Raw genomic sequence first — 12,555 nt, forward strand, 5'->3', positions numbered from 1 at the left:
GATTTTATCTATGTAAACGGCCGCTGTCCATCCTGTACACTGAAGGCATCTTGAAATAAAGGAGCACTCACCCATGAAAATAACGCAAATCCGTAATGCAACGATCATTATCCAATATGCCGGAAAAACATTTTTGGTCGATCCTTTTCTTGCTGACCAAGGTGCATATCCCCCGTTTCCCAACTCGTTCAGACAGGATCAAATGAATCCGCTCGCAGGTTTGCCGCTGCCGATCGAACAAATTGTCGACGTGGACGCCGTCATTGTGACGCACCTTCATTTGGATCATTATGATGAGGCAGCCATACAACGGCTTCCCCAAGGAATCAAGATGTTTGTGCAAAACGAAGCAGATGCAGCCAAAGTGGCTGAGGACGGTTTTGAACATACGGAAGTGCTGAAGCAGGATAGCACTTTCGGGGACATTCAGCTCGTGAAAACCAAAGGTGAGCATGGCCGGGGCGAAATCTTGAATCTGGCCGGAGTTGTCTGCGGCGTAGTGTTCAAACATCCGGATGAACCCACGCTCTATGTCGCCGGAGACACCGTTTGGTACGAAGAAGTGGGACAAACCATTCGGACGCACCGTCCTGACGTGATCGTGGTTAACGGCGGCGACAACCAGTTTCTGCAAGGCGGCTCTCTTGTGATGGGCAAAGAAGACATCCTGGAAGTACACAAAGCCGCGCCGCAGGCAACGATCGTGTCGGTGCATATGGAGGCCGTAAACCATTGGACGCTGTCGAGAGCCGAGCTGAAGGCATTCGCGCAGGAGAAAGGCATGGCCTCACAGGTACTCGTACCGGATGACGGGGAATCGTACACGTTTGAGCGAGCAGTGATGAACTGCGAGCAGGCTTGATCTCTGGAGGCTGCAACTTTGCTTGGAAAAGCAGCTTCGCTGCATAAAAGGAGCGACTCTCGCCAGCAGCCAAATATGCTGGATGAGGTCGCCCCTTTTTCACGACGTTCGGCTGAGCGCTCACGAACCTCATACGTCTTATCCGGGCGTTTTTCGCCACTTTGTGTGGCTAATGAACTTCAGTCACCTTATTCCGCCTCATCCGTGCAGTTTCTGCGCTTTTGTGGGCCGATAACGTGCCTCAGGTTCGTTACGTTTTTTCACACCCGAACATTGGCCTAATGAGGTGGCTCAGGTTCGCTAGAATCTGGCGCAACTATCGCCTACAATCCAACACTGTCCACACCCTCATTCAAAAAAGAGGCCCCGCTGCGCTTTACGCTAACAGGGCACCTGCATTCATTTCATGACCTGTCGTTGGGGGCACCCCTCGTCTTCCTCCGCACGCAAACAACTCTCTCCCAAACAGACCATCATATCTCTCCGTTGGCAGGCTTGATATCAAAGTAGTCGATCTCGCCGTACCCGTCTCCTTTGGTGAATTGGATTTTGTTCACACCTGCCTTGAGCTGGATTCTGGCCGTGGACAGTCCCCAGTTTTCCCAGCCCTTGTTCGTGATATGGAATGCATTTGCGGTGCCTTCGTTCACGCTTAAGCGAAGGTTGGACCAGTTCCAGCCCTCCGTGCCATTCGCTGTTCTCGCCAGCAGGATGTATTCGCCTGCAATCGGCACGTTGACGTCATATTCCACGTAACTGTCGGCAGTATCGATATGTCCTGCCTTCCAGCCTCCCGAGCCGTTGGGACTTTGCGAAGCGTAGGCCGCACCGCCGAAAGTTCCCGCTTCGCCTTCGTACCGGACAACCGCTGCTTCGCCCGAAGGCAAAGCGATCGGTTGATTGGGATTGGCCGGGACTCCGAGATTCGGCGTATGGTCCGCGTTCCACGTGAACTTTTGCATCCGAATTTCCCGATTCCAGCCGCTGTTGTTGAATTTGGCCGTGTGATACACGATCCAGTCCTCGGTGCCGTCCGGAGACTTCGTGAACGAATGGTGACCAGGGCCGAATAGGCCGTTGCCTGACCGGAAAATCGGCTGGCTTCGTTTCTGCCAGGACGCCGGATTCAGCAAATCGCCGGATGTGCTGGCCGTGATCAGCCCGAGGCAATAATCGTTGGTCCAGCTGCCGCTGGCCGAATACACCAGACTGATCGTGCCATTGCGGATGATGACCTGAGGGCCCTCATTCACGTTGGGTGAATGGTTGGTCTCCCAAGCGTACGTAGGCCGCGCGATTTCCACGCGATTGGAATCGATGGTCCACGGATTGCTCATATGCGCGATATACAGATTCTGCCGCACGTTCGTGTCGCCTTCCCAGCCTGACCAGATAAAATACAGCTGCCCGCCCGTTTGCAGCACCGTGCCGTCGATGGCCCATTTGTTCGTCGGGTCGGTGATCTGGCCTTTGTACTGCCAAGTGCCTTGCGTCGGGTCAGGGGACGTATTTTCCATGACATACATCCGATGGTTCACGTTATCCCCATCATCTTTGGCATAATAGATGTACCAAGCCCCGTTAATATAATGCAGCTCAGGAGCCCATATGCCGCAGCATCCGGTATTTACCACCGTTGTAGGCGCCGCGTCGATCGCCGTCAGCTGCTTGGATTTCCAGATCGTGACATTGCCGCCGGTCGTTTTCGTAAAGTAATAATAACCGTCCGTATGTTTGTAAACCCAAGGGTCCGCCCCGTCCTGCATGACGACATTATAGAAGTTGTTCTGCGTGCTGGCGGCATAAGAAGCACCGTCCATAGGGAATACCAGCAGGGCACATAGGGCGAGCAGCAGTGTTTTTCCATGCCTGACCTTCATCATTCAACACGCTTCCTTCCCGAATTGGATTTGAACGGCTTATTTCCGGCCTTCCATGATGCGGCGAATCGCTTCCAGCGGAGCCTTGGGCTGTCTGTCGTACGTCAGCAGTCCATTGATCTCCTGTTCGACGTCGGTCAATTGCGTATAACAATACCCTTGCACGACCGGAGAATCGAACATCGGCCGCACGACGGCCTCCAGCTTTTGCAGAAATTCCTCTTCGTTCTCGGCGCCGGAGTAACCCCAGCCTTCCCATTCGCTTTTTTTGAACGCAATGCCCCCGAATTCCGACACCAGGATCGGTTGACTCTCGTAAGCCGCCCCGCCAACGAACAGCCTGCGATTGGACGGCATCGAGCTGGTGACGGATTCCACGCTTGCATAACGCGCCTCCAGCACCTCTTGGCGGCTCTCGTAATCATGGATCGTCAGCAAGTCTGTCGTCATATGCTCCCAGCCATCGTTATATACGACCGGCCTGCTGCCGTCGAGCGATTTGGTCAGATGCACCATCGCTAACCCATGCTGCTGCTGGCGCTCATCGACCTGCACGTTCGGGACGCCCCAGCTTTCGTTCAGCGGTACCCAGGTCACGATGCAAGGGTGATTGTAATCCCGCTCGATGATCTCCTGCCACTCCCTCGTGAAACGACGAACATACGATTCGGAATAGGCGTAAGCATTCGCCGCCTCGCTCCAGACCAGCAATCCCATCCGGTCGCACCAGTACAGGAACCGGGGATCTTCCGTTTTCTGGTGTTTGCGCACGCCGTTAAAGCCCAGCGCTTTGGCCAGCTCGATATCCTTTTGAATGGCCTCGTCGGAAGGAGGGGTCAGCACGCCATCGGGGAAATACCCCTGGTCCAGCACCAGCCGCTGAAAGTAAGGGTGATTGTTCAGGCACAGCTTGCCGCCTTCGATCGATACTTTGCGCATGCCGAAATAGCTGACGACTTCATCAAGGGATTCTTCTCCACGCAGCAAACGCAGGTGAATGTCATACAAATGCGGATGTTCCGGACTCCACAAACGCCCCATGCCATGTTCGAAAAAGTCATTCAAACCGATGGTCCGCATCGCCTCATTCTGTCTGATCCCGTACCGGTCTTCTGCTACAAGCTTTCCTTGATATGTGACCGACACTTCCAGCGTCAGCTCTTCGGATGAACGGAGACCTTCCAGGAAAGCGCGCACCCGGATTTCGTTCCGATCGATGTCAGGGGTGAGCCTGATCCTGGATAAATGCACGCGGGAGACCGGTTCAAGCCACACGCTTTGCCAAATTCCCGTCGTACGCGTGTAGAAAATGCTCGCCGATTGCTCCTTCCAATACTGCTTGCCCCGCGGCAGCGAAACGTCGCGACTGAAATCCTCGGCGCGCACGACAACCCAATTGTCGTTGTCCGCCAGCGCGGAAGTAATGTCTGCCTGAAACGGGGTATGACCTCCTTCATGCGTCGCGACAAGGTTACCGTTCACCCACACTTTGGCCGAATAATCCACCGCACCAAAATGGAGCACGATCCGTTTGCCCTTCCAGTCGGCCGGGACTTCGAAGCTTCGGCGATACCATACGATGTCATGGAACGAAGGATCACCGATGCCGCTAAGCGGGCTTTGGAAGGCAAACGGGACCTGAATTTTACGCGAAAATGCCGTTAACCGCTCGGTACTGTACCATTTCTCTTCCTCGCCGATGCAAGCATCGTCGAACTGAAATTCCCATTCGCCATTCAAGCAGCTCCATGCCTTGCGCATAAACTGCGGTCTCGGATAATCCGCACGCGCGATCGATGCTGCGGTTGCCTTTTCAGTTGTCATGGTTAACCAATCTCCTTCAGCCTTTGATCGAACCGACGTATACCCCTTTGACGAAATATTTCTGCAGGAAAGGATATACCATCAGAATCGGTATGGTGGATACAACGATGGTGCAATATTTGACCAGCTCCCGGTAAGCGGTCGAGCTTCCGGCACTGTCGATGACGACGCCGCCCGCGCTGCCCATCGTCGTTGCCGACGAATCGTTGGCGACCAGAATCTCCTTCATCAGCAGCTGCAGCGGGAATTTGTCCCGATCCTGCAAAAGCACCATCGCGTTGAACCAGGAATTCCAGTTCCCCACGAGGTAATACAGGAAAATGACCGCCAGCGTCGCTTTCGACAACGGCAAAATGACATAAAACAGGATGCGGGCCTGGCTTGCGCCGTCGATGGTGGCGGATTCCTCCAGCTCGGCGGGAATGGCCTGGAAGCCGGTCCGCAGAATGATGATGTTCCAAGTACTCAGCGCGGTCGGAAGAACCATGGCCCACAAGTTGTTGAACAGGCCGATGTCCTTCATGAGCAGAAACCAGGGGATCAGTCCTCCCCCGAAAAACATCGTAATCGTGATCACGATCATGATGGCGTTTTTGAAATAAAGGTCCCGCCGGGAGAGCACAAACGCGCCCATGATCGTCATGACCATGTTGATCAAGGTACCCAGTCCGACGTAAATGATTGTGTTTTTGTACCCCACCAGCAGGCTGTTATCCTTGAAAATCAGCTTATATCCGTCCAGCGTGAAGCCGAGCGGTTTCAGCAACAGCCCTTTGTGGGCAACCAGCCTGGCCGGATCGCTGAAGGACGCAAACACGATATGCAAAATCGGATACAGGCACGCCAGGGTCAGCACAGTCAACAGCGTGTAGTTAAACACGTCGAACATGCGGTTGCCCATCGATTTGCGTACGCTCATCCCCACACCTCCTTTCGGCCTTCCTACCATAAACTCACCTCGGAATAACGTCTGGCAAGCCGGTTCGTGACCCATAACAAGGCAAAATTGATCACCGAGCTTAACAGGCCGACGGCGGTGGAATAACTCAAGCTGGCTTCCCTCAGCCCGCGCCGATATACATATGACGCAATAACGTCAGCCGTATCGTAGGTCAGCGGATTGTACAAAAGAATGATCTTTTCGTATCCGGAAGCCATCAAGCCGCCGATCGCAAAAATGAACAGGATGACGATGACCGGGCTGATCTGCGGCAGCGTAATATGCCACATCTTCTTGATCCTGCCCACGCCGTCGATCTCCGCAGCTTCGTACAACGCGGGGTCGATGGAGCTCATCGCCGCCAAATAGATGATGCTTTCCCACCCGATGCTCTGCCAAATGCCCGAGAAGGTGTAGATCGGCCTGAACAGGGACGAGTATCCGAGCAGCGAGCTGTACTCCTTGCCGGTAATGAATTCGAGCAGTTGGGTCAGGATGCCCCCGTCGGCCGTAAAAATGTGGATCATGCCGCAGACCACCACGAGCGAAATGAAGTGGGGCATGTACGTGATCGTCTGCACTATTTTTTTGAACCGGCCGTCGCGGGCTTCGTTCAGCATCAACGCAAGAATGATGGGAGCCGTGAAACCAAACACGATGCCCCACACATTGAGCAGCAGCGTATTTTTGACGACACGCCAAAAGTACGGACCTTCAAAAAATTCGATAAAATGTTTAAACCCCACCCACTGGCTGCCATCAAAGCCAAGGAGCGGTTTATAGTCCTTGAATGCGATCAGCACACCCCACATCGGTCCGTAGCAGAACACGAGAAACCAGGCAATGACCGGAATGGCGAGCAGGTAGGCGAACCAGTTCTTCCTGAAGTCTTTCTTGATCATGTTCCGTTTGCTTCCGCGCGGCGAAGCGGTCGCCAGGCCGCCCACGTTTTTGTTTTTACGTATCGTCAGCATGGAATAAACACCTCTTTTCCGGCTTCTCCGCTTCCCTTCAGCATGTCTTTCACCCTACCTTTGGTTATAGCGGTCCAGCGCGGCCTGGTGCAGACTCAGAAATTCATCCAGCCCCATCTTCTGCGCCTCGCTCAGGAACTTGTCGTATGCATCCACCGGAAGCTCGCCCATGATGATTTTGGCAAAATATTCACTGCGAAGCGTCGCAAGCTGGTTCCCCAGTTCGGCTTCCCGGGAGGCTTCTTCCTGCGTGAACGTGATCGGCGGCATGGCCATGCTCGTATCCATGTTCTCGGTCCATTCCTTCCGGATCTCCCCCGAATAACTGCCTTTTGCAACGATTAGCGGATTGGAATGATGCTCGTCGCGAATAGACGGCCAAGAATGCATGCGGTATTTGAGCAACGTTGTGGCTACAGGCTGACCATCGGGATCGTTGTAAATATAGCTGTCCTCCGGAAAATAGGGTTTGCCATTCTCGTCGATCAAGTGCACGGTCCCGTATTCGCCATAGTTCACGATTTCCCAGCCCTTTTTGCTGTAGTTAAAATCCAGCCACGCCATCGCTGCTTCCACGTCTTTGCATTGGGTCGTAATCGCTGCAGCCCGACCGGTACGCATGAAGTTTTTGTACGTTGTAGCAGACTTGTCGCCTTCGTTCAAGACCGGGTTCAGAGCACCGACAAAATCAATGTCGTTTTGCTGCTTCCAATAACTCCACATCGTATCCGGCGAATCCATCATGACAGACGTTTTGTCCGATATCGCGCTCGCCATGCGCTGGTTGAAGTCCGCCGTCGCCCAATCGCGGTTGAGCAAGCCTTCCTTGTTCCATTGCTGCATGGTGGCCAAGTACTCCTTTGCCTTCGGCTGGGCAGGCCCCCACGCTACTTTTCCGTTATTGTCGAGGAACGTCCAGTCCCAAACGCCGTAGGCGCCATTGATAATGCCAGTAAAAATTTGGCCGTAAGATGAGCCGTAATTCAGCGGTTCGGCATAACCGGCTTCTTTGCTTTTTTGCAAAAACGTATGCCATTCGTCAATGGTCGCCGGTACGTCCAGCCCCGTCTTTTCAAGGGCTTCCTTTTTGATCAACGTGCCGAACCAGGTCCATTCCGAATACGGCGCGATGCCATAGAAACCAAGCAGTTTGCCGTCGTCCGTCACCGTCGTTTTCCTGCGCATTTCGTCCGAATTGCGCCATGCGGAGTAGTTGGGCGCGTTGGTTTCCATCAGATCGGTCAGATCCATGTACGCACCGTCGTTCAGCCCCGCTTCCAGGCCTCCCGGATAACGCTCGGGGTTGATGATGATATCCGGCAGTTCGCCCGACGAGATCATGAGCGTGAACGCATCCGCTTCCTGTCCGACGGGAGGTGTAATAAAGTTGACCTTGATGCCCGTCAGCTTTTCGATCTGCTTTTGGACCTTATGATTGTTCATATCGGGGATGTTCGGGTCGGCAGGCAGCCAAACATCCAGCGTAACATCTTTGGAATACGGGTAAGCGGAATAGTCGTTCGGTATTTTTTGATCAAACAGGTCCCCCAAGTACGTATCGTTTAACGTTGTGTTGACCTCATCGATCTGCGCTTGGGAAGGAGCTGTATTCCCCCGGATCGTTGAGCTAATATCGGTAAAAGCCACTTCCTTCCGCTCTATGGAATTCCCCTTTTCCGGAGCTGGCGTCTGCCCGGCATCTGTGCTGCTGCAGGCGGCGATGGACAGCACCAGCGCAGGCAGCAAGGTAAGCGTGATCAAACGTTTTGACCATTTCGTCATACGAATCCCCCCGAATCGATTTGTGGGAAGCCCTTTCGAACAACGTTTTTTTATTATTGTTTTTTTGTAATCCACACCCGTCAAATGTACAAAACATAAAAATGATACCGTTTTCATCTTTCTTTTTTGAAACATATGTTAAAAAAATGCTTCTCCTTAGGGTGTTCTGGAGAAACTCCGGTTTACTTCCATTGTTTTTGAAACAAATGCCGCATAGCGACTACCTTCCCTCTCGCTCACCGTGATCACCGGATGGAAAAGAAAGCTCTTGCTCATCGCCAAGTGGCACGCCAAAGCATGGAGTTCCGTCTTCGTTCCACTCGAAACGCTGAATGCGTGTTGCCCGCAGTGCCGTATCCGCTCCCGGAGCGGGGAGCGCATGGTAAACGATCCAATCCTCCGTGTCATCGGGTGACTTGGTAAAACTGTTGTGTCCGGTCGCGTACACGGCGTGTTCCGGATTTTTTTTGAATACAGGTTTATCCGACTTGCTCCAGGAACTAGGAATCATCGGATCGTCCTGCTCGTTCATCGTCAGCATGCCCAGAGAATAATCTTCGGACCAAGTCGTACTTGCGGAATATACGAGGAATACGCGTCCGTTTCTGTGCAGCAGCACCGGACCTTCATTGATTGCCATGCCGCCCTGCTTCTCCCAGTCCATGGTCGGAGCCGTGAGCAGCACATGATCGCCAGTGACCTTGATAGGACTGGACATACGCATAATGTAGATGGCCGAACCGTAATCGGGAAAGTGACCATACCCGGCATAAAGAAAATACAGTTCTCCTCTTAGCATAAACACCGTTCCGTCCAATCCGGGAACAGGAGTGTCCAGTGCCCCTTTCCACGTCCATTCCCCTTCAAGAGGGTTGGCGCGTTCGTTCTCCAGCACGCAAATTCGGCGAGTCTCATCGCCACCCCCATCATTGGCGGTAAAATAGACGTACCATTTCCCCGCTGCATGATGGATCTCCGGCGCCCACAAGTTGCGGCTATAGGCACCGCCCGGCTCGGGGTTCCAAATGACCTTCCTTTTGCCTTCTCCGATGCGGGCCAAAGATGCCGATTGCACCAGTTCCAACCGATCCGACCGCGTGTGCATGAAATAGTACTGACCGTCCGTATGCTTCATCACCCATGGATCGGCTGCCTGCGCAACGACTGGATTGCGGAAGACGTTTTTCTCGTTGATCAAATTCATGTGCCCTCCCCTTTGTTATGTGTAATATCGCGATTCTTCTCTCATTATCTGGCAAACCTGTTTCATAAACAATTATGAAAACGCTTCATTTGAAGCTCAAAAAAAGAACACCTTTGATCGGTTTCGTCGGTCGAAAAAAACCGCCCCAAGGGCGGTTTTCGATCAAATCGCTATATTATTGCTGATTGGTCCGCCATTCCAGCGGCGTTGCGCCTACCGATTTCACAAACGAATCATAGAAACGGCTCGATGAAGTAAATCCGACCTCGGCGGCAATCGTCTCAATGGCTTTGCTCGACTGCCTCAGCAGCCGTTTCGCCTCTTTGATCCGCAAGTTGATGATGTACTGTTTGGGCGAGACCCCAACGGCCTCCACGAATTTTTTGCGCAAATGGCTTTCGGACATAAAATGTTTGGCGGCAAGATCCCCTACGGTTAAGGAGGTGAAATACTTCATGTGGATCTCCTTCAAAATGTCCTGAATGACCCTCTGCTCCGAACGGCCTGCCTCACTGGACTGCTCACGGACAAGATTGCGCCGAAACAATTGCAGCACCGTCTCCAATGCAAGCTGTTTCAGATGCAGCCCATCCATGTCCCGATCGTCCGACAAGCATTCTTTTTCCAACCGGGCCAGACTGAAATTGGCCCACTGCAGATCATCCTGCGTCAGATGGGCGTGATGAATGCGCTCTCCTTCCTGGTCCGACCGGTGAAAGGGATAGCGGCTCTGCACAGGTAAAATGTCCATGCGGTAATGCACGGATATGCCCTGCCAAGGCGTAGTGCATACAAAACCATGGTGAAGCCCCGGCGGGATCACGATCATATCCCCGGCAGCGACTTTAATATTTTGTTGGGGGGAACTGTAATACCCTTCACCTTCGAGCACAAGAGTCAGTTCATCGTACCCGTGCGAGTGGGACATAAAGAAACCTTCGCCCTGCTCCAGCTGATACGTATGCGGTTTAAAGCGTTCGATACTGACAATGAATGGCATATTTGCGTTTTCCATGTTTTTGCAACCTCATTCCCGTCCGTCTCCTGTCTTCAGGGTTTTGTCGAATACATCACGCTCATCCGAATGTGCTGCGCATGGTCCCCGAACCCGCTGCCAAAAAGGTTCATGCCCCCTTGGTGCACCGCATTGGGGTCGATGCCGATGCGCAGGCGAAGCTTGGGGCTTTCCAGCACCCTCAGATGATGCAGGTTCACGCTGGAAATCCGCTCATGATCCAGGCTGGTATGGCTCTCGTTAACCTGCCAAACCTTAAGATGTCCGTATTGCGTCAACGTGTTGTTCCACCACGCGGGATTCAGCTTGCCGCGGCGATCGCCGAAATCCCCGGGGCTGGTCCATGTTCCGATGACTACGCCGTTGATCCACACGGAGATGTCCGACGGCCAAACATTGTTGTAATTGGGCACCTCCGAACACATTTCCATGGAAAGTTCCAACGAAAGGATCCTGGCCTCCGCAGGAATGTCGACCGGAAGCAGGTATTCCACATACCCTCTCTGCAACCAGATCAGTTGTGCATCGATATGAAGGGGATGGTAAAAGCTGGCCGGATCATCATCCTTCAGAATGATGCCTTCCGCACTGGCCATGCCGCAAGAAGGCATCACTTCGCAGTCGCTGTAGTGCCCGATCGGCATATGCACTTCATAGCTCGCCACTTCGGCGGTTCGTCCCGTCCGTCTCAGTTCCATGTGTACGGCGTCGCAGACGCGGCTGCACAGCTTCATCGCCCCGCGGGTCGCCGGCAGCATTTCCGTATGGATCAATTGGGCCGCCTCAAGCACCTTTACATGGTTAGCCACCGTTGAAATGGGAAGATCCAGCGCCTCCGCGATTTCGATGACATTCAGTCTGCCGAACTGCAACAGCTGGAGAATATCGATGCGCGAACGGGCCGATAGGGCATGGGCAACGCCGGCCAATCGTTCAGGGTCGTCAAAGCTGAGTTCCAGCACGTGTCCGCTCTCCTTTAACCATTGAAATTACAAATATTTTACTGAAAACGGCGGAGAAGCACAATGTAAGCGCATAAAAAAATGAGTACTACTCCCTTTAGATTCATTGGACATCCCAGGTGGTTAGAATTGCGAATTGCCTTATAGCAATGGAACGCTTGTGATATACTTAGCACAATAAATTAAAGTGCGTGATGAAGGGAGTCAGTATGAACCATCATAGGATAATAGAACAAGCATTGATTCATATCGAGGAAAATGTAGAACAACCTTTATCCGTGGCATCCGTTGCCCTTAATTTCAATATGTCTAAGTATTATTTTCATAGGCTTTTCTCTGCCATGATGGGCTGTTCATTAAATCAGTACATTCTATCTAGAAAATTGAATGCCGCTTTATCACTTATTTATGAAAATAACTTATCTTTAACCAACATTGCATATCAATTCGCTTTTGGTACGCAAGCCTCATTCACCCGGGCCTTCAAACAACATTACGGCGTAGCTCCAAGTTCGCTAAGAGCAGGGTTCAAAAAAATCGATCCGTCTCCAATACCTGCAGTGGTCAAAAGACCATTTAAAAATATAAATGGGGATATCGTCACGGATTTCACGCTGACAGAGTTCAAAGAGACCCGAATAAGCGGGATTGCCTTTGAAGTAGACCTGGCTGCTGATGATTACAAAAAGAAGATCCACTCCCATTCAAGATTGTTGTTGAACCACATTGATGACCATATAAATGGTTCCTGTTTTGTCATTTATTCAAACTGTCAACCAAACTCAACACGGTTCAAAGTTCTGTTCGGAATCCCAAGTGATGTTCAAATTCATAAACCCTTTTATTTCACGGTTGATGTACCGACTATTTTTTGTGCGAGGTTTAACTATTGTGGTGACCTGCTAGACATTGGAGAAGTCCTCAAAACCGACTATGCAAGATTCTTAAAGATTTCCAGGCAAGAGTCTAATCAATCCGATATTGAACTGATTCAAGTCTTTGAAGATGTTCACAATTTGAATTCAACCTACCATATTTATGCACCTATCAAAAAACTCCCTGACGATATGGAAATTTAATACTGCACCGAGGAACCAACCGTCAGAGGAGCT

Annotated in this window: 10 protein-coding genes; 2 read left to right on the forward strand and 8 right to left on the reverse strand. The window is 52.1% G+C overall.

The genetic code is table 11. The annotated features are described in order from the left end of the window. Positions 1-73 precede the first annotated feature (73 nt). Positions 74-862, forward strand: a complete 789-nt coding sequence (locus RSX24_RS12870; protein WP_343260830.1) for an MBL fold metallo-hydrolase — start codon at positions 74-76, stop codon at positions 860-862. A 473-nt stretch (positions 863-1,335) separates the two neighbouring features. On the opposite strand, the gene RSX24_RS12875 is transcribed toward RSX24_RS12870, so the two are convergent. The 8 genes from RSX24_RS12875 to RSX24_RS12910 all read right to left on the reverse strand — a co-directional run bounded on the left by RSX24_RS12875 (position 1,336) and on the right by RSX24_RS12910 (position 11,443). After that, the gene (locus tag RSX24_RS12875; RefSeq protein ID WP_343260896.1) at positions 1,336-2,742 is read right to left on the reverse strand and encodes a family 43 glycosylhydrolase; all 1,407 of its coding nucleotides are present in this window, start codon (positions 2,740-2,742) and stop codon (positions 1,336-1,338) included. 39 nt (positions 2,743-2,781) lie between these two features. Then, the gene (locus RSX24_RS12880) at positions 2,782-4,566 is read right to left on the reverse strand and encodes a glycoside hydrolase family 2 protein (RefSeq protein ID WP_343260831.1); all 1,785 of its coding nucleotides are present in this window, start codon (positions 4,564-4,566) and stop codon (positions 2,782-2,784) included. Between the two features lie 16 nt (positions 4,567-4,582). Beyond that, positions 4,583-5,485 (reverse strand): carbohydrate ABC transporter permease, encoded by a 903-nt coding sequence (locus RSX24_RS12885; RefSeq protein ID WP_236416862.1) that lies wholly within the window; start codon positions 5,483-5,485, stop codon positions 4,583-4,585. A 23-nt stretch (positions 5,486-5,508) separates the two neighbouring features. Continuing rightward, positions 5,509-6,480, reverse strand: coding sequence for an ABC transporter permease (locus tag RSX24_RS12890; RefSeq protein WP_236416860.1), 972 nt, complete (start codon positions 6,478-6,480; stop codon positions 5,509-5,511). 54 nt (positions 6,481-6,534) lie between these two features. Next, the gene (locus RSX24_RS12895) at positions 6,535-8,262 is read right to left on the reverse strand and encodes an extracellular solute-binding protein (protein ID WP_343260832.1); all 1,728 of its coding nucleotides are present in this window, start codon (positions 8,260-8,262) and stop codon (positions 6,535-6,537) included. A 220-nt stretch (positions 8,263-8,482) separates the two neighbouring features. Further along, the gene (locus RSX24_RS12900) at positions 8,483-9,466 is read right to left on the reverse strand and encodes a glycoside hydrolase family 43 protein (protein ID WP_343260833.1); all 984 of its coding nucleotides are present in this window, start codon (positions 9,464-9,466) and stop codon (positions 8,483-8,485) included. 175 nt (positions 9,467-9,641) lie between these two features. After that, on the reverse strand, positions 9,642-10,481 hold the full coding sequence (locus RSX24_RS12905; RefSeq protein ID WP_236416853.1) for an AraC family transcriptional regulator: 840 nt from the start codon (positions 10,479-10,481) through the stop codon (positions 9,642-9,644). A 35-nt stretch (positions 10,482-10,516) separates the two neighbouring features. Continuing rightward, a complete protein-coding gene (locus RSX24_RS12910) occupies positions 10,517-11,443 on the reverse strand; it encodes an ArsR/SmtB family transcription factor (RefSeq protein ID WP_343260834.1) in 927 nt (308 codons plus the stop codon). A 209-nt stretch (positions 11,444-11,652) separates the two neighbouring features. On the opposite strand from RSX24_RS12910, the gene RSX24_RS12915 reads away from it, so the two are divergent. Further along, the gene (locus RSX24_RS12915; RefSeq protein ID WP_343260835.1) at positions 11,653-12,522 is read left to right on the forward strand and encodes a helix-turn-helix transcriptional regulator; all 870 of its coding nucleotides are present in this window, start codon (positions 11,653-11,655) and stop codon (positions 12,520-12,522) included. Positions 12,523-12,555: the final 33 nt, after the last annotated feature.

It is taken from the genome of Paenibacillus hubeiensis (assembly GCF_032334105.1).
Lineage (GTDB): Bacteria > Bacillota > Bacilli > Paenibacillales > Paenibacillaceae > Paenibacillus > Paenibacillus hubeiensis.

Bases quoted from the DNA above. Each gene is read 5' to 3' on its own strand.
- RSX24_RS12905 (WP_236416853.1), bottom strand. From the start codon at position 10,481: ATGGAAAACGCAAATATGCCATTCATTGTCAGTATCGAACGCTTTAAA.
- RSX24_RS12870 (WP_343260830.1), top strand. From the start codon at position 74: ATGAAAATAACGCAAATCCGTAATGCAACGATCATTATCCAATATGCC.
- RSX24_RS12900 (WP_343260833.1), bottom strand. From the start codon at position 9,466: ATGAATTTGATCAACGAGAAAAACGTCTTCCGCAATCCAGTCGTTGCG.
- RSX24_RS12875 (WP_343260896.1), bottom strand. From the start codon at position 2,742: ATGAAGGTCAGGCATGGAAAAACACTGCTGCTCGCCCTATGTGCCCTG.
- RSX24_RS12915 (WP_343260835.1), top strand. From the start codon at position 11,653: ATGAACCATCATAGGATAATAGAACAAGCATTGATTCATATCGAGGAA.
- RSX24_RS12890 (WP_236416860.1), bottom strand. From the start codon at position 6,480: ATGCTGACGATACGTAAAAACAAAAACGTGGGCGGCCTGGCGACCGCT.
- RSX24_RS12895 (WP_343260832.1), bottom strand. From the start codon at position 8,262: ATGACGAAATGGTCAAAACGTTTGATCACGCTTACCTTGCTGCCTGCG.
- RSX24_RS12880 (WP_343260831.1), bottom strand. From the start codon at position 4,566: ATGACAACTGAAAAGGCAACCGCAGCATCGATCGCGCGTGCGGATTAT.
- RSX24_RS12885 (WP_236416862.1), bottom strand. From the start codon at position 5,485: ATGAGCGTACGCAAATCGATGGGCAACCGCATGTTCGACGTGTTTAAC.